Below are 16,652 nucleotides of genomic sequence, written 5' to 3' on the forward strand. Positions count from 1 at the left end.
CCACAACCTACTGCCTCGTTGGCGCAGGCTTCAAGTGTGCTTTTTCTTTGCCCAGAAACCCAAGCCGAGGCTGGCCAGAATGCAGAATGTAAACAGGTATAACCCCCAGGCAACCTCGACCCGTCCCACGCCGATCCCTTTGGCGAGGGTTATGTAGATTGCGATAAGGAAAATGTCCGCCATCGCCAAACGCCCCAGAAACCCGAGGGCATTTGTCATACGCGCCGACAGTCGACCCGACAGCATTGCCTCCAATGCGATGACCTTTGCCATCGGCGCGACGAGCGCGAAGAGGACGACAATCACGGCGAGGAAGACGTCGGTTTTCCACAGGCTCGCGATGCCTGACAGCACGGAAATTTCGGACAAGCCAAAGAGGGGAAGTAGGCCTGCGCGCAACAACGGTGCCGCCCATGCGATTGGAAATAAAGCTAAAAGTGAGAGATTCAAAACACGTTGCGGAGCCATGTTTTACACATGACCCCGCGCAGCACTTTTTACAATAGAGGGAACTCGTTACAAAACTTGTCGTTTACTGCGTGCGATCTTTCCCGAGGATCGCGACCACTTTCTGCTCGTCGCCCGCATTCGCCGCATTCGCCGGCTGGTAGATGCCGAGGTCAGGCAGCACTTCTCTCAGGTCGGTTTTGAGAAGCGCGATGAGGTGATCGACGTTGCGCTCGCGCACACCGAGATCGCGTTGGTAGGATTTGATGTCCTCCGTGATGGAGATCGCAAGGCGCACTTTCTCTTCGAAGTCTGTCAATTCGCGTTCACGTTCTTGCAGGAACGTACGTGCGCGGGTCAGTTTTTCGTCCGAATAGATCGCAGCCAGATCGCGGGTGGTGTGAGACATCTGTGCTGCGAGGTCGAGAACTTCAGGCTCCAACCGCGACAGGTCCGGGTGGCTGCGCATGTGGGACAAACGATCCCGCACATCGTCAAACTGTGCCGCCATTTTGAATGTACCAGCACGATCCGCGGCGTGGCTGAGGTGGTAGGCCATCGACACGTCTTCCATGGTCATTTTGAAATCGCGATGCACGCGTTCCAGGGACATTACGCGTTGACCGGACGGAACGAGCGCGATCAGTCCAATGAGAAGCACCGTGAGACCAATTTGAACGTGGACACCGATATTGGTTGCAGGTCCGTCCCCGAACTGTGCCTCTAGGCCCAGCCACGGAAGCACACCAAACAGGGCCAACACGACACTCAGAATGCCCGTAAGCGCAGCGATGCCAACCAGAACCGTGGCAGCGGACTGAAACACATGGGCCGCTTTGCTAAAGCGTGGGTGAGTCAAAAGTTGTTCAGTGGACATGTCGAATGTGACCTCTTTCTATTGCAGGCGATTCTCCGCCCACAAATCCAACGTACATCCATCGCGGTCGCCCAAGCAGTGGGAGGATTCCGCAGAAACTCCCCCTCAATGAAGGCAAGTGGAAAAAGAAATCGGAAGAAAACCGGCGGAGAATTGCCGTTGGCGTGTTTGGGGGCCTAACGGAGCGTCTCGATCGGCCCTTCGGGCGAACCCGTAATGAACTGGCGCAGATAGGGATCATCGGCGCTGTCCATGTCCGCAACCGGTCCGTGCCAGCGGATTTTGCCGTGGTGAAGCATCGCCACTTTGTCAGCAATCGCGCGCACCGACGTCATGTCATGCGTAATGGTGAGCGCGGTCGCGCCCATCTCCACCACGATTTCACGGATGAGGTCGTTGATGACCCCGGCCATGATCGGATCAAGCCCGGTCGTGGGTTCGTCGAAAAAGATGATCTTGGGTTCTGCCGCGATTGCGCGTGCGAGCCCAACGCGTTTTTGCATCCCGCCCGAAAGTTCACCGGGAAAGAGGTCGGCGACGTCTGCGGACAGTCCGACGCGACGCAGCTTTTCAATCGCAATGTCACGGGCCTCGTCCTTGGGACGTTTCAAAGAGCCCCGCAGCAATCGAAAGGCCACGTTTTGCCAGACGGGAATGCTGTCAAACAGGGCAGCGCCCTGAAATAGCATGCCAAACTGGGCGAGGAAGGCATCGCGGTCACCGGACGCCGTTACTTCCTTCCCATCGACACTGATCGTGCCGCGGTCGGGTTTGATCAGGCCAAGGATACATTTAAGGGTGACCGATTTACCCGTGCCCGACCCGCCAATAATGACGCAAGACTGGCCGCGTTCGACGTCCAGATTGATCCCGCGAAGGATTTCTTTGCTGCCAAAGGCTTTGTGGACGTCTTTCAGCTCGATCATGACGCGAAGAATGCCTGTGTCAGGAGGAAGTTGGCCGCGAGGATCAGCACAGCGGCCGAAACGACCGCGCCCTTTGTCGCCTGACCAACCCCCTGCGCGCCACGACCGGATTCCATTCCCGCATAGCACCCCATCACCGTCGCGATGGCACCGAAAACGGCCCCTTTGACCAGTGAGGACACGATATCCGGCGTCTCCAGAAAATCGACGGTGTTTCGCAAATAGGTCGCGGGATTGAACCCGAGGGATTGGGTCGAAACGAGCCAGCCCCCGAAGATCCCGATCACATCACCGACCGCCACCAAAAGGGGCACCGTGATGATGCCCGCCAAAACGCGCGGCGCGGTGAGATACTTCATGGGGTGGGTCGAAAGCGTGACGAGGGCGTCGATCTGTTCGGTGACCTTCATCGTCGCGATTTCGGCGGCGATGGAGGCAGTGACGCGCGCGGCGATCATCAACCCGACGAGCACAGGCCCCAATTCGCGCACCATGCCGATGCCGACAATCTGGGGCACAACCGCTTCGGCCGAAAATCGCGATCCGCCCGCGTAAATTTGCAGCGCCAGCGCACCGCCGGTGAAAAGCGCAGTGAGCCCCACAACGGGCAGAGATAGGTATCCGACGTTCCAAAACGAGTTCAGAACTTCGCGCCCGTAAAAGGGCGGCGTGACCATGTGGCGAAACGCGGAAAGCGCAAAGAGGGCAGTGCGACCGATAGCTGCCAAAAGTCCGAGTGTCGCCGCACCGAGCGTTGCCAGGGGTCGGGTTATGACACGCGCGGCGCTCATGCTTTATATTGCCTTTGGTAGCGATGCCCGAGAGATGTCAGAATTTCATACCCGATGGTACCGCCAACCTCCGCGAGATCGTCCACGCGCTGATGGGCGCAAAGCAAGTCGAGCGTTTTGGGCGCGTGGGGCAGATGTGTGACATCTACGGTGATCAAATCCATGGAAACACGCCCGACGAGCGGGCAGGGCGTGTCCCCGTCGAAAAGTGTCCCGGCATTCGAGATGTGGCGCGTAATGCCATCCGCGTACCCTGCGGCGATGGTTGCGATGCGGGACGGCGATTGGGCAACCCAACTATTGCCGTAGCCGACGCTTTCACCCTCTGCAACGTCGCGAATTTGTATGACCGGACACTCGAGGCGCACAACGGGCCGCGCATCCGAATAGGGCAACCCGCCATAGAGGCCGATGCCCGGACGCGTCAGGTCGAAATGATACTCTGGTCCGAGCAGAATACCCCCCGTGGCCGCGAAGGAACGACGCAGCGGGAGGCCATCGGTCATGGCGCGAAAGGCGGTCAATTGGCGGGCGTTCATCGGGTGATCGGGCTCATCGGCACAGGCCAGATGGCTCATGACCAGTGTCGGACCCGCGGAGACGACAATGTCGCGCACAGCGTCCCATTCGACGGGCTCTAGGCCGAGCCGGTTCATGCCCGAGTCGAGTTGAATGCCGAACGGTTTGCCCGGCAATGCCTCGAAGTGGCGGGTGATCTGTTCCACGGAATTCAGCATCGGAACGAGCGCCATATCGGCAATCATGTCCTGATCGCCTGCCATATGGCCGCCAAATACATTGATCACCGGCTCCGGACCCAAAGCTGCGCGCAGAGCCACGCCTTCTTCGACGGCAGCCACGAAAAAGGTTCTCACACCTGCGTTGAAAAGTGCGCGACCCGCACGTTCGGCGCCGGTGCCATAGCCGTCGGCCTTTACCACTGCCGCAGTCTCAACCGAGCCGCCCGACACTGCGTCGAGCGCGCGCCAGTTGGCCACCAAGGCACTGAGATCAATATGGAGAAGTGACGTTCCCATGGCCCCGTGTTGTGACGGGCCGACCGCGTTTTCGCAAGTCCTATTCGCCCAAGTTGCCTTCGCGCATCTTGTTAGTGGGCGTCATCCGGCGACCAGTGTTTTTCGAGATTGCCAAAGCGGGTGAACTCGGCCTGGAAACTAAGCTCAACGGTGCCGATTGGCCCGTGACGCTGTTTGCCGAGGATCAGTTCCGCGATGCCGTAGAGGCGGTTCATCTTTTCCTGCCACTCCGCAAAGCTCGGGCTGTCATCGGAGGGTTTTTCCCGCTCGACGTAGTATTCCTCGCGGAACACGAACATCACCACGTCAGCGTCCTGCTCGATCGATCCGGATTCTCGAAGGTCAGAGAGCTGTGGCCGTTTGTCTTCGCGGTTTTCGACCTGACGCGACAGCTGGGACAAGGCGATCACCGGGATTTGCAGTTCCTTCGCGATGGCTTTGAGGCCCATCGAAATTTCGCCGATTTCCTGAACACGGTTGTCGCCCGACTTCGACGAGCCCCGCAATAGCTGCAGGTAGTCCACGATCAGCAGGTCGAGACCATTGCCCGACCGTTTGAGCCGACGCGCGCGCGCCGAAACCTGCGCGATGGAAAGAGCAGGCGTGTCGTCGATATAAAGAGGGCAGTGCTCAAGCGTCGCTGCCGCATCAAGGAACCGGCGGAATTCTTCTTCGGTCAGGTCACCCTGCCGAATGCGGTGCGAAGAAATCTCGGAGGCCTCTGCGAGGATACGCGCAGCGAGCTGTTCGGAGCTCATCTCGAGAGAGAAGAACCCAACGACGCCGCCCTCGACGGCACCCTCGGTGCCATCGGGGCGTTTGCCCTTTTTATATGCCTTCGCGATGTTGAAGGCGATGTTGGTGGCCAAGGACGTCTTGCCCATCGAGGGGCGCCCTGCGAGGATGATTAGGTCGGATTTGTGAAGCCCGCCCATTTTTTTGTCGAGATCGAGCAGCCCTGTGGCCACGCCGGCCATGCCGCCCCCGCGCTCGAAAGCTGCGTTGGCGTTTTGAACCGCCTCGGTCACCGCATCCAGAAACGACTTGAACCCACGGCTGACCTGACCCGCGGTCGCCAGATCGTAGAGATTGCGCTCTGCGGTGACGATTTGTTCTGCGGGGTCATCTTCGGCAGTTTTGGCCGAACCGGTGATCTGCGCGCCTACATCGACGAGTTGGCGGCGCAAATAGAGATCGTAGATGAGCTGCGCGTAGTCTTTGACCGCATAGGTAGCGATTGCGCTCGCGGCGAGTTTGGCGAGGTAGCCCGCGCCGCCCAATTCGTTTAGCCCCTCGTGATCGGCCATATATGCTTTGAGTGTGACGGGCGAGGCGAGCATGTTGCGCCCGATGCGGTCGCGAATTTTCTCGAAAATGGCGCGGTGCACCGGATCGAAAAAGTGCTCCGGCTTGATCACCGACTCGACGCGGTCAAACACGTCATTATTGGTGAGCAAGGCACCCAGCAGTTGCTGTTCGGCCTCGATATTATGGGGGAGGACAGAGTCTTCGCCTGTTGCTGCGGCGTCCGGCGATGCGTCCCCGTCGCGTAGCGGTTGGATTTTGCCCACCTCATTCATCCCCGTGCATCCCCCGAGCCATATGTTTCTTGTTTATTGCCCACAGCCGACTCAGCGGCCGATGCGGGTCCCAACTGCATAGCGACCCGACCTGCGTGTTTCAAAATGTATAAACTGTGGACAACTTTTAACCGGCCTATTTGCGCCGACTAAACCGCCCCGAAAGAACGGAAAAAACCGCCAGCTTGTGGTTAGAGATTTTTTTGCCCGCAGCGCTATCAGGTCATTTTACTGCATTCGCTTTTTGCCACGCACGTGGGTCATTGAGGAACTTTTCAACCTCCGCGAGACTCCCAGCGCTAAAGCTACCCTGACGTTTGGCTTCCTCCAGAACATCCCACCATGTGCACAGGCTGATGAGTTTGACGCCATGGTCGCCCAGTGTCTTTTCGGTCTCGGGGAAGATGCCGTAATAGAAAATCACCGCAGTCCAGCCGCAGGTCGCGCCGGTGTCGCGGATGGCATCAACAAAAGACAGCTTTGATCCGCCATCAGTCGTCAAATCCTCAACCAGCAACACGCGTTCGCCTTCGCTCATCGCGCCTTCGATGCGCGCATTGCGCCCATAGCCTTTGGGTTTTTTGCGCACGTATGTCATCGGCAGCGCGAGCCGTTCGGCAACCAATGCGGCAAAGGGGATCCCCGCAGTTTCACCGCCGGCGATGTTGTCAAAGGCTTCGAACCCCGCTTCGCGCATGATCTGCACGGCGAGAAAATCCATCAAAGTCGAGCGGATGCGCGGGAAAGAAATCAGTTTCCGGCAGTCGATATACGTCGGCGACGGCAGACCCGACGCGAGGACAAAGGGTTCCTCGGGGCGGAAATTCACAGCGCCGATTTCCAACAGCATCCGGGCCGTCAGGCGGGCGATTTCAGTCTCGTCAGGATAGGAAGAGGGGATCATGCGGGGCGCATCCTTTCAGGCTCGGAAGTTCAGTCGACAACGCGCCAATGCAGCGGCATTTGTGGATCGAAAACGGTCACTGGACCGTCCTCGGTGTCGATTTTTGCAGGGTATTCTACCGGCGACCCTCTGTGCAGGGTCAGCGTGGTTTCGTTCACGGGGAGCCCGTAAAAATTAGGGCCGTTGCGCGAAGTAAATGCCTCGAGATTGTCGAGCTTGCCCTCTTTTTCGAACACCTCGGCGAGGATGGACATCGTGTTGGTCGCGGTGAAACAGCCGGCGCATCCGCAGGCGGTTTCTTTGGCCGAGTCCATATGGGGCGCACTGTCGGTGCCGAGGAAATAGGACGGATTGCCCGACGTCGCAGCGGCGACCAGAGCGAGGCGATGCGTTTCACGCTTGGCCACAGGCAGGCAGTAGTAATGCGGTTTGATCCCGCCGACCAAGATATGGTTGCGGTTGATCACGAGGTGGTGGGTCGTGATCGTCGCCCCCAAACGGTCGCCGCCTTCGCGGGCATAATCCGCGCCGTCAGAGGTCGTGATGTGTTCCATCACGACTTTCAGATCGGGATGGGCGCGCCGGATCGGGTCGAGCACCGTGTCGATAAAGACCTTTTCGCGATCAAAGATATCGACATCGGGCGTGACGACCTCGCCGTGGATACATAGCGGCAGGCCGATCTCGGCCATCTTGTCCAAAACCGCGCGCACTTTTTCAAAATCGCGCACGCCGGAGGCGGAGTTGGTCGTGGCCCCTGCCGGATAGAGTTTGACGGCTTTGACCAGCCCGCTTGCATGGGCCGCCGCGACGTCTTCAGGGTCCGTGGTTTCTGTGAGGTAAAGCGTCATCAACGGCTCGAACGTGCCGCGTTCGGCATTGGCCGACAGGATGCGCTCGCGGTACGCGGCGGCATCCGCTCCGGTCACGACCGGCGGCACAAGGTTCGGCATGATGATGGCGCGGGCAAAGTGGCGCGCGGTTTCGGGGAGGACGGCACGTAGCATAGCGCCATCGCGCAGGTGCAGGTGCCAATCGTCGGGACGGCGGATTGTAAGCGTGTCAGTCATGCAATTCGCTTAACCCAGGATTGGCTTTTGCACCAGACCAAGCTGGCGCCTAAAAATTGGTCAAATGGTCAAAATAATTGGCATGGGACGCAGGCGCCAAAGGCGGGGGAGTTGCAGGGGCCGCCTACGCACGGCTAGCGTCGGTTCGAATGGAGATTACCATGCTCGACCACCTCGCATCTGCCCCCGCCGCTAAAATGCAGCGCGTGCAAGGCGTGGCACGCGTGTCTTTTGGCCCCCAAGGTTTGCGAGAGCTGCGACAGGAGGGGGCCGCAAAAATCATGCTCCCGCGCATCCACCGTCCCGTGCCAGAGGCCGTGTTCCTCAATACGGCGGGTGGATTGACGGGCGGTGACAATCTCGATCTGTCGCTAGCTGTCGAGAACGGATGCGCCGCGACGGGCACAACCCAGACGGCAGAGCGAGCCTATGCATCGACCGACCTGTCCGAGCCGGCGCGGGTTCGCTTGAGCCTTAGCGCGGGGGGCGGGGCCACACTCCACTGGTTGCCGCAGGAGACGATCCTGTTTGATCGCGCCCGATTGCGGCGCGATACGCGGGTTGAGCTTTCGGGGGAGGCGAGGTTTCTGTTTGTCGAGACGATCGTTCTGGGACGCAAGGCGATGGGCGAAACCGTGCAGAGTCTGGATTTCGTCGACAGGCGGGAAGTTCGCCGTGATGGCAGACCGGTCTACATTGACCCCTTGGCTATCGGTTCGGGCATCCTGAGTGACGGGGAACACCCTGTAACGCTCTGCGGCGCACGGGCCATTACAACAATCGGCCTCTTCGCGCAGGGCGCACAGGATCGCGCAGCTGCGTTGAAACGGCTGTCCCAAGATGGCGTGCGGGCAGGGGTGTCCGGCTGGGACGGAAAACTAGTGATCCGCGCCTTTGCCAACGATGCATACCCGCTGCGCCGCTATGTAATCCAAGCGCTACAGGCACTCGGCGCAGATCCGCTGCCGCGCGTCTGGCATATGTGAAATGGCGTCGATACGATGATGCAAGCTTCGAAAAATAGTGAGACAAATCGATGAATCTGACACCGCGCGAAAAAGACAAACTGCTCGTGTCCATGGCGGCAATGGTTGCGCGCGGGCGCAAAGAGCGGGGGGTAAAACTCAACCACCCCGAAGCCATCGCCCTGATCACGGATTTCGTCGTGGAAGGCGCGCGAGATGGGCGTTCCGTGGCCGACCTGATGGACGCCGCGGCCCATGTCGTTACCAAATCCGATTGCATGGCAGGCATCCCCGAAATGATCCACGAAGTGCAGGTGGAGGCGACGTTCCCTGATGGAACCAAGCTCGTCACCGTGCATCACCCGATCCGATAGAGAAAAGGCGCAAAGAGATGATTCCCGGAGAATACTTTATTCAAGATGGCGAGATCGAGCTGAACGCGGGCGCCGAAGTCACGGTCCTGGAAGTCGCCAACACCGGTGACCGCCCTGTGCAGGTCGGATCACATTACCACTTCTTCGAGACCAACACCGCACTGGATTTCGACCGTGACGCGGCTCGGGGCAAACGGCTCGATATCGCTGCGGGCACGGCAGTCCGCTTCGAGCCGGGGCAAACCAGAGAAGTCAGCCTTGTGCCCCTATCAGGGGAGCGCAATGTGTTCGGTTTCAACCAGAAAATCATGGGAAAACTGTAGATGTATCCCCTATTTGACCTCCAACTGCGCTATGCCAAAATGGTTGCCGATGCTCAGGCAGTGGTCGCAATGCGCATGTTGGGCATGGCCGGTTTTTGGACCACGCGACCCACAGAAGTCCAAGACATGATTGCGGAAAAACAGCAGGCCACCCTGCGCGCAGCCGTGGCGGGAACGCGCGCCATTATGGCGGGCAAGGGGCCTGTCGCGACAAGCTCTGCCATGTTGTCCCCCGTCGCACGAAAGGTCCGCACGAACCGGCGGCGTCTGACCGATCAGGGACCGAAGTCGGGGTCTGCAAAATCATGAAACATACGGCAATAGTTGCAGCGATGTGTTTTGTGGCGACCTCTGCTTCGGGGCAGGAGCGCGATTGCGACAACGCCCAAACGCAAACGGACATGAATATTTGTGCCGGGCTTGCTTTGGACGCCGCGGATGCTGAACTGAACGCGACCTACCAAGATGTGATGGCCGATCTAAAGACCAATCAGCCGGGCGTTGCCTTGGCCCTGCGCGATGCCCAAAGGGCGTGGATTCCTTTCCGCGATGCCGCCTGCCATGCCGAAGCACTGCGTTATGAGGGCGGATCAATCCAACCTTTGATCCACGCCAGTTGCCTGGAAAAACTGACCCGCCAGCGGACCAATGACATTCGCCTCGGCTTCGAGAAATATTGAGGAACCAGACATGCCAGCAAAAATTTCCCGCGCGACCTATGCCGACATGTTCGGACCGACCACCGGTGATCGGGTTCGACTTGCAGATACAGATCTGATCATCGAGGTCGAAAGGGACCTGACGGCGGAATTGGCCGGCAGTGCTCACAACGCCCCTCTCTATGGAGAAGAGGTGAAATTCGGCGGCGGCAAAGTGATCCGTGATGGCATGGGGCAAAGCCAGAGGTCGCGCGCTCAGGGTGCGGTGGACACGGTTATTACCAACGCCCTGATCCTCGACGTCACCGGAATCTATAAAGCGGATATCGGGCTCAAGGATGGGCGCATCGCTGGCATTGGTAAGGCGGGAAACCCCGACACCCAGCCCGGCGTGGACATCATTGTAGGCCCCGGAACCGAGGCAATCGCGGGTGAGGGCCGGATCATCACAGCGGGCGGGTTTGACAGTCACATCCACTTTATTTGCCCCCAGCAGATCGAGGACGCGCTCCATTCCGGCCTCACGACAATGCTGGGCGGTGGCACTGGACCCGCGCATGGAACCCTTGCGACAACCTGCACGCCGGGGCCATGGCACATCGGGCGCATGCTGCAGGCGCTTGACGGCGTTCCGATGAACATCGGCTTGGCGGGCAAAGGTAATGCCTCCCAACCTGCGGCCTTGGTTGAAATGGTGGATGCGGGCGCTTGCGCCATGAAACTGCACGAAGACTGGGGAACAACGCCCGGCGCTATCGATTGTTGCCTGTCCGTGGCTGACGACATGGATGTCCAGGTCATGATCCACACCGATACGCTCAACGAAAGCGGGTTTGTTGAAAACACAGTCGCCGCCATGAAAGGGCGCACGATCCACGCGTTCCACACCGAAGGTGCCGGTGGCGGCCATGCGCCCGACATCATCAAGGTTGTGGGCGAAGAGCATGTGATCCCCTCATCCACGAACCCGACACGACCCTACACGGTCAACACGCTCGAAGAGCACCTCGATATGCTCATGGTTTGTCATCACCTCGACAAATCCATCCCCGAAGACGTGGCGTTTGCAGAGAGCCGCATCCGCAAAGAAACCATCGCCGCCGAAGATATCCTGCACGACATGGGCGCGTTTTCGATCATCGCGTCGGACAGTCAGGCCATGGGGCGCGTTGGCGAGGTCATTATCCGTACATGGCAGACGGCGGATAAAATGAAGAAACAACGTGGTCGCCTGTCCGACGAAACGGGTGACAACGACAACGTGCGTGTGAAGCGGTACGTTGCGAAATACACCATCAATCCGGCAATCGCCCATGGTATGTCGGGCCAGATCGGTTCGCTCGAAGTTGGAAAACGTGCGGACATTGTCATGTGGTCGCCAGCATTCTTTGGCGTCAAACCGGAGATGGTCCTACTGGGTGGCTCAATCGCGGTCGCGCAAATGGGCGATCCGAATGCCTCCATTCCAACGCCGCAGCCTGTCTATACACGGCCGATGTTTGGCTCTATGGGGCGGGCCGTCGAACATTCGGCCGTCCTCTTCGTGTCTGCCTCGGCTCAGGCGGCAGGCGTCGGCAAACAACTCGGCTTGGCAAAGCAAACGGTTGCGGTTTCAAACACCCGAAACATCGGAAAATCGTCGATGGTTATGAATGCGGCAACACCGACAATCGAGGTGAATCCGGAGACCTATGAGGTGCGGGCAAATGGCGAATTGCTGACCTGTGAACCGGCAAAAGAGCTGCCCATGGCGCAACGATACTTTCTGTTCTGAGCCTTTGGTGTATCGGGAGACTGCTCCCATGAATTTGACTGTGAATACGAGCGCTTGCAGCGGAGCGGATCTTAGCGGCCGCCCAAACGCACCGTTTCGCGACACGTCCCGTTCAACGCATCGCAATCGCGGGACGCGCGGTCTCAAACGGGAGGATCGGCGCGCTGGTGCCAAATGGTTCTACCCGCACGGATGTCACCTCTTTGTCGCGGTAAAACGCGGGGTTATCGCGAATTTCCGGTGGCAGTCGCATAATGTCAAAAACCGCGTAGTTGTTGCGTTCGACCCGGACCTCGGCTGTCAGTCCACAAAACGCGGTGTCGTCGGGAGCTGCGGCAAAGGAGGCTTCTATCGCGGCCTCTCGGGCACGCAAAGCCGCCAGCGTGGCGCGCAATCTCAGGAGTTCGTCTACGGTCGAAGGGTCAATCATGATCGCCTGCTTCCTTTCTGTATGCCAGTGATTGGCACGTGTGCCTCAGGCGTCGGTTCCGGTTGCTGCACGCCCGGAGAAAAAGGACGTGCCCTCATCATCTTCGTCGGTCCCAAGGAGGTCTCGCCGACCCGCGAGTTGCGCGTCGAGTTCGGCCTCCAACGCCTCGGCCTGCGCCAAAGCGTCTTTCATGGTCGCCGGTTCCATCGGGATTTGGCTTTCATCCAGAGCCGCCGCGATGTCTTCATCGATCAACCCGCCCAGCGGCGAAAGTTCGGTATGGGCCGTCGGGCGAAGATCAAGCGGCGCATCCATCTCCGGCGTATTCTCGACATCACATTCGAGGTCGTCTTGCGCAGTTTCGGCGTCGATCGTGAAAAGATTGGTGATCTCGTCGTGCGTGTCGTCGGTGTCGTCGATTTCGGCGGTCATGTCGCCGTCGATCTCGCCGGTAAGCTCAAAGGGTTCTTCGGCCTCGGCGTCCGCAAAGTCGGCATCAGGCAGCGGGTCCTCGGCGTGAATGTTCGTGGCTCCTGCAGACAATGCGGCGCTCAAAATAAACGGGGCCACATTGGCTTCTGGCGGCTCGCTGTCGACCGGGGTTTCCGCGTTGGTTTCAGTTTCCACCACGGGCATTTCACCCATCGACGTGGCCGGCACCTCAATTTCATCCACTTCAGGCTCGGGTGTTTGGTGCGCAGTCGAGTCAACCGTGGGCCAGAGCAGAACATGCGTGTCCGAAACCTCGGAGTAAAAACTTTCGTCCCCGATCACGCTGTCCGGAAGTCTTTCGACATCAATGCGGCGGGTTTTTCGCGTTTCGACCATCGCGACGCGCGTGTCGCCAACAACATGGGTTGCCGCGTTTTCGGTCGCGCGGGTGCGGATTTCGTCGCACAATGCCGACTCCCGTTGTTTCAGCCGCTGAATCTCGGCGCGCAATGTGGCGAGTTCGTCTACGGCGGCGAGCGGGACGGGGGTGGAATCGGGAATCATGATCAGTTTCTCCTTGCCCGCCAAATCTGGGCATCAACAATTAACAAAACCCGAATGCCGGAAAGGAACTTGGTATGAGCGTGCTGCGAGGGCTCGAAATTCTCACTTCGCACGAAGGTGCGAGCGATCATGTGCGGCTCACCTATGACCAACGGTTGTTACGTCGCAAAACGCTAACAACCAACAAAGGTGAGGCGATTCATGTCGATCTGGCGCGCACCACGTCTCTGGATGCAGGTAACGCGATCAAATTGGAGGACGGGCGCGTGATCGCGATTATTGCGGCGAGCGAAGACCTCTATGCGGTGAGCGGCCCGCAGATCACACGATACGCGTGGCACATCGGGAATCGTCATACCCCCTGCCAGATTGAGGCGGACCGGCTGGTGATCCAGCGCGATCCCGTGTTGCGTTCCATGCTCGAAGGGCTCGGAGCATCAGTTTGGGAAATCGAAGCTCCCTTTACGCCCGAGGGCGGGGCCTATGGGCACGGGCGTACGATGGGGCATGATCACGGCCAACCTGCGAGAAAAGAACACGATCATGATCATGCGCACGATCATTCCCACGGGCACGACACGGCGCACGGGCACGCGCATGACTGACACCGCGCTCCTGACGCTATCGCAATGGATGTCGCCGAGTTTCCCGCTCGGCTCTTTCGCGTATTCGCACGGTCTCGAACAGGCGGTGAGCGAAGGCGCGGTGCATGACGGCGCGAGTATGGAGCGATGGCTGGACGCGGTTTTGCGCTTTGGTGGGGGATGGTCGGATGCGGTGATCCTGTCGGTTGTGCTGCGCGGTGCGGAGCCGCATGAAATGGCCGATTTCGCCGCTGCACTGGCACCGACACAGGAACGTTGGATCGAGACCCGTGACCAAGGGGCGGCTTTCGCGCGAACCGTTCGTGATATCGCGGGCCTCGATGTTGAGGACGCGGCCATACCTGTGGTCGTCGGTGTTGCCGCGCGCACGCTGGACCTGCCAGTGGAAACGGTTTTGATGCTCTATCTGTCGAGCTTTGCGTCCAACCTCGTTAGTGCGGGTGTCCGGTTTATCCCGCTGGGCCAGAGCGATGGGCAATCGGTGCTGTCGCGCCTGCATCCCGTCATCGCGCAGATTGCGCAAACTGCGTCCTGCGCAAGTTTGGATGACCTCGCTACCTCCGCATTCGCGGGGGACGTCGCCTCGGCCCGACACGAGGATCTGGACGTGCGCATTTTCAAGACCTGAAGGAGAACACCATGGCATCACCGAACGGACCGCTTCGCGTGGGCATTGGCGGCCCTGTAGGGGCGGGGAAAACGACGCTCACGGGCGCATTGGCCCGCGCTCTTTCGGAGCGCTACTCGGTCGCCGTCATCACCAACGATATATACACCCGTGAAGACGCAGAGGCGCTCATGCGCCAGCAAATTTTGCCGATGGAGCGCATTCGCGGCGTCGAAACCGGCGGCTGCCCCCATACCGCGATCCGTGAGGATGCGTCGATCAATCTCGCGGCCGTGGCGGACCTGAACGCGGCTATTCCTGACCTCGATGTCATCCTGATCGAAAGTGGCGGTGACAACCTCGCGGCGACGTTTTCGCCCGAACTGGCCGATCTGACGATCTATGTGATCGACACCGCCGCGGGACAGGACATCCCGCGCAAAAAGGGTCCCGGTCTGACGCGCTCGGACCTCCTCGTGGTCAACAAGATTGATCTGGCGCCCTATGTCGGAGTGGATCCGCAACTGCTGGAAAGCGATACCCGCGCGGCACGGCAAACCCGCCCCTATGTCATGGCGAGCCTGCGCAACGGTCAGGGTGTTGAGGACATCATCCGGTTTGTCGAAACCGATGGCGGTTTGGCATGAGCGGCCTGCTCTAGGCGCCTTCAAGCGCCGGTGTGAGCGCCTTTGGCAGGGTTATGCTACGCGCATTTAGTGTTGCCGCCGCCTGTTTGCCGGCCGCCTCGAAGGCTAAGTTTTTCGGGAATGCACGGCGGGCATGGCGACACAAAAGCCAACAGCGCAGCGGGTTCTGATCCGCGTCGATCGCGTTCAGCACCGATGTCAGGTAGGCCTCGCTCAGCCGGCGGGTGCGGGCTTCGCGGTGGATCACGCGCGGGTTAAGGCGTCCACTCATGGCCGCGCCGATGATCCGGTCCAGTGCGCCTGTGTCATCGAGTATCTTATCGGGATGCGCCCCGAAATGTCTCAGCGGGAGAAGCGCGACATGCGCGCGCGCAAATAGGGCTGCATGCATGGCGTCCAGATCGATACGGGGGTCATACATCACGAATGCAGCACCCGCGCCGTCGATCATGTGGGGGGCAAACCCGTAGCGTCCCGTGAAATCCGCGCGTCGCGCCGCTGCGTAGCGGTGATCCCACGCGGCCATGCGACCGTCGAGAGTGGCCTGTGGCGAGACGGCGATGACGGTCGCTCCCGGTGCGGCGACGGAATAGGCAGCGGCGGCATAGCCACCCGAGCCTGCGCCATAAATGACGACCTGATCGAAGTCCTCGAAGAATGCGTCATTCACCAAACGGTCGAAATAGCCATAGACATGTGGACGACGGAACCAGGGGGCATCACCGCTTTCGCCATGCGCGATCATGGTGAGCGTGGACCATCCATTGTCTGCCGCTGCCGAGAAACCGGATGGCAATCCGTTCTGGCCGCGGGCCTGGATCGATTCAAAGGTTTCAAAACAGACCAACAGCTTTGGCCCCGCGTCGATAAAGGCCACCGCATGGTCCGCGCCGAGCGGTTCGAAGTAGCCATACTCTGTGGCCAGGTCATCGACCATCGACACCCAGTCATTGCGCGATGCGCCCGACACGTCACCGCACGCGTCGAGGGCACTTCGAAAGGCTGAGAGGTCTTCTGACATTGGAACGCTTTCGTTGCATGGGCCCGTTTGGATGGGCCATCAGCCCCGAGTTGCATGTCACGCGCCGAATTGGCACGCAAAAACGCAGTCAGTCGAAAGCCCCACCGCAGAATACTGCACGGTGAGGTTGTGTAAAACAATTTCGCTGTGAGGGGGCTGTAACGGGGTCACCGTGATGACATCGCTGAGAAATTCGCAGGATTGTTTCCGCCAGAAGCGCGGCGCGCGCGTCGGGAGATGATTCTTTTTCGCCCCTAACCGAGGAGAATTCCGACGGTGACAGCCGCCAGACCCATGGCCGAAACCATCAGTGCCACGAGGTTGAGCGCCACGACTTTCTGCATGCGTGCCTTGATCTCTTCCTCTGTGCCGCCCTTTTTGCGCGCCCGCGCAACCACAAAGATGCAATATCCAAGCAAAGCGACGCCCGCGAGTGTCAGCGCGGTTCCGATCCAGATCATTGATTGCAGCATTGTTAACTTTCTAAAGGCATCTAAAGGGCAGGGGTGGCCTACCGTGTGGCGACAAATCACGCAAGTGGATTGGTCGGGATTGAACCGCTTGTCAGGGGCGGGCGGGGCTTGTATCGATCACCTTTCCACGGGCAGGGCGACGCCGT

21 protein-coding genes are annotated in these 16,652 nt (G+C 59.5%); 9 read left to right on the plus strand and 12 right to left on the minus strand.

The window, feature by feature from the left end; all coding sequences use genetic code 11:
* Nucleotides 1-30 precede the first annotated feature (30 nt).
* The 8 genes from ABD815_RS10905 to pyrC form a co-directional block, all read right to left on the minus strand.
* Nucleotides 31-468: a paraquat-inducible protein A gene (locus tag ABD815_RS10905; RefSeq protein ID WP_344847141.1), complete on the minus strand. Its 438-nt coding sequence runs from the start codon at nucleotides 466-468 to the stop codon at nucleotides 31-33.
* 64 nt (nucleotides 469-532) lie between these two features.
* Nucleotides 533-1,324 (minus strand): DNA repair protein, encoded by a 792-nt coding sequence (locus tag ABD815_RS10910; protein WP_344847142.1) that lies wholly within the window; start codon nucleotides 1,322-1,324, stop codon nucleotides 533-535.
* 176 nt (nucleotides 1,325-1,500) lie between these two features.
* Nucleotides 1,501-2,250 (minus strand): ABC transporter ATP-binding protein, encoded by a 750-nt coding sequence (locus ABD815_RS10915; RefSeq protein WP_344847143.1) that lies wholly within the window; start codon nucleotides 2,248-2,250, stop codon nucleotides 1,501-1,503.
* Complete coding sequence (locus ABD815_RS10920) at nucleotides 2,247-3,041, minus strand: MlaE family ABC transporter permease (RefSeq protein WP_344847144.1); 795 nt, start codon at nucleotides 3,039-3,041, stop codon at nucleotides 2,247-2,249. Before ABD815_RS10920 ends, ABD815_RS10915 begins: the two co-directional genes overlap by 4 nt.
* Nucleotides 3,038-4,078: an alanine racemase gene (alr, locus tag ABD815_RS10925; RefSeq protein ID WP_344847145.1), complete on the minus strand. Its 1,041-nt coding sequence runs from the start codon at nucleotides 4,076-4,078 to the stop codon at nucleotides 3,038-3,040. Before alr ends, ABD815_RS10920 begins: the two co-directional genes overlap by 4 nt.
* Nucleotides 4,079-4,149: 71 nt before the next feature.
* Entirely contained in the window at nucleotides 4,150-5,658 is a 1,509-nt protein-coding gene (locus tag ABD815_RS10930; RefSeq protein ID WP_344847146.1) for a replicative DNA helicase, read from the minus strand.
* 223 nt (nucleotides 5,659-5,881) lie between these two features.
* Entirely contained in the window at nucleotides 5,882-6,562 is a 681-nt protein-coding gene (locus ABD815_RS10935; RefSeq protein WP_344847147.1) for an orotate phosphoribosyltransferase, read from the minus strand.
* Between the two features lie 29 nt (nucleotides 6,563-6,591).
* Nucleotides 6,592-7,632 carry a dihydroorotase gene (gene pyrC / locus ABD815_RS10940; protein WP_344847148.1) on the minus strand — a complete coding sequence of 347 codons (1,041 nt, stop codon included), beginning with the start codon at nucleotides 7,630-7,632 and terminating at the stop codon, nucleotides 6,592-6,594.
* Nucleotides 7,633-7,793: 161 nt separating this feature from the next.
* Here pyrC and ABD815_RS10945 point away from each other — a divergent pair, with 161 nt between their 5' ends.
* Genes ABD815_RS10945 through ureC form a run of 6 tightly spaced genes read left to right on the plus strand, consistent with a single transcriptional unit; the run spans nucleotide 7,794 to nucleotide 11,727 of the window.
* Nucleotides 7,794-8,618, plus strand: coding sequence for an urease accessory protein UreD (locus tag ABD815_RS10945; protein WP_344847149.1), 825 nt, complete (start codon nucleotides 7,794-7,796; stop codon nucleotides 8,616-8,618).
* A gap of 50 nt (nucleotides 8,619-8,668) precedes the next feature.
* Nucleotides 8,669-8,971 (plus strand): urease subunit gamma, encoded by a 303-nt coding sequence (locus ABD815_RS10950; RefSeq protein WP_344847150.1) that lies wholly within the window; start codon nucleotides 8,669-8,671, stop codon nucleotides 8,969-8,971.
* Nucleotides 8,972-8,988: 17 nt separating this feature from the next.
* Nucleotides 8,989-9,294: an urease subunit beta gene (locus ABD815_RS10955; RefSeq protein ID WP_344847151.1), complete on the plus strand. Its 306-nt coding sequence runs from the start codon at nucleotides 8,989-8,991 to the stop codon at nucleotides 9,292-9,294.
* On the plus strand, nucleotides 9,295-9,603 hold the full coding sequence (locus ABD815_RS10960) for an antifreeze protein (protein ID WP_344847152.1): 309 nt from the start codon (nucleotides 9,295-9,297) through the stop codon (nucleotides 9,601-9,603).
* 23 nt (nucleotides 9,604-9,626) lie between these two features.
* Complete coding sequence (locus ABD815_RS10965; protein WP_344848613.1) at nucleotides 9,627-9,974, plus strand: lysozyme inhibitor LprI family protein; 348 nt, start codon at nucleotides 9,627-9,629, stop codon at nucleotides 9,972-9,974.
* Between the two features lie 10 nt (nucleotides 9,975-9,984).
* A complete protein-coding gene (ureC, locus tag ABD815_RS10970) occupies nucleotides 9,985-11,727 on the plus strand; it encodes an urease subunit alpha (protein ID WP_344847153.1) in 1,743 nt (580 codons plus the stop codon).
* A 112-nt stretch (nucleotides 11,728-11,839) separates the two neighbouring features.
* Here the strand turns inward: ureC and ABD815_RS10975 are convergent, their stop codons facing one another.
* Both ABD815_RS10975 and ABD815_RS10980 read right to left on the minus strand, forming a co-directional pair.
* Nucleotides 11,840-12,157, minus strand: coding sequence for a hypothetical protein (locus ABD815_RS10975; protein WP_344847154.1), 318 nt, complete (start codon nucleotides 12,155-12,157; stop codon nucleotides 11,840-11,842).
* Between the two features lie 45 nt (nucleotides 12,158-12,202).
* Nucleotides 12,203-13,153 (minus strand): hypothetical protein, encoded by a 951-nt coding sequence (locus ABD815_RS10980; protein WP_344847155.1) that lies wholly within the window; start codon nucleotides 13,151-13,153, stop codon nucleotides 12,203-12,205.
* A gap of 74 nt (nucleotides 13,154-13,227) precedes the next feature.
* Here ABD815_RS10980 and ABD815_RS10985 point away from each other — a divergent pair, with 74 nt between their 5' ends.
* From ABD815_RS10985 to ureG, 3 genes are read left to right on the plus strand one after another with little or no spacing between them, the layout of a single operon-like run.
* The gene (locus ABD815_RS10985; RefSeq protein ID WP_344847156.1) at nucleotides 13,228-13,758 is read left to right on the plus strand and encodes an urease accessory protein UreE; all 531 of its coding nucleotides are present in this window, start codon (nucleotides 13,228-13,230) and stop codon (nucleotides 13,756-13,758) included.
* Nucleotides 13,751-14,386 (plus strand): urease accessory protein UreF, encoded by a 636-nt coding sequence (locus ABD815_RS10990; protein ID WP_344848616.1) that lies wholly within the window; start codon nucleotides 13,751-13,753, stop codon nucleotides 14,384-14,386. The genes ABD815_RS10985 and ABD815_RS10990 overlap by 8 nt, the downstream gene beginning before the upstream one ends.
* An 11-nt stretch (nucleotides 14,387-14,397) precedes the next feature.
* Nucleotides 14,398-15,012 (plus strand): urease accessory protein UreG, encoded by a 615-nt coding sequence (ureG, locus tag ABD815_RS10995; RefSeq protein WP_344847157.1) that lies wholly within the window; start codon nucleotides 14,398-14,400, stop codon nucleotides 15,010-15,012.
* Nucleotides 15,013-15,022: 10 nt separating this feature from the next.
* On the opposite strand, the gene ABD815_RS11000 is transcribed toward ureG, so the two are convergent.
* The gene (locus ABD815_RS11000; protein WP_344847158.1) at nucleotides 15,023-16,033 is read right to left on the minus strand and encodes a phosphoadenosine phosphosulfate reductase; all 1,011 of its coding nucleotides are present in this window, start codon (nucleotides 16,031-16,033) and stop codon (nucleotides 15,023-15,025) included.
* 254 nt (nucleotides 16,034-16,287) lie between these two features.
* Complete coding sequence (locus tag ABD815_RS11005; protein ID WP_344847159.1) at nucleotides 16,288-16,506, minus strand: hypothetical protein; 219 nt, start codon at nucleotides 16,504-16,506, stop codon at nucleotides 16,288-16,290.
* Nucleotides 16,507-16,652 lie beyond the last annotated feature (146 nt).

The sequence above is a fragment of the Celeribacter arenosi genome (assembly GCF_039539485.1).
GTDB classification, from domain to species: domain Bacteria; phylum Pseudomonadota; class Alphaproteobacteria; order Rhodobacterales; family Rhodobacteraceae; genus Celeribacter; species Celeribacter arenosi.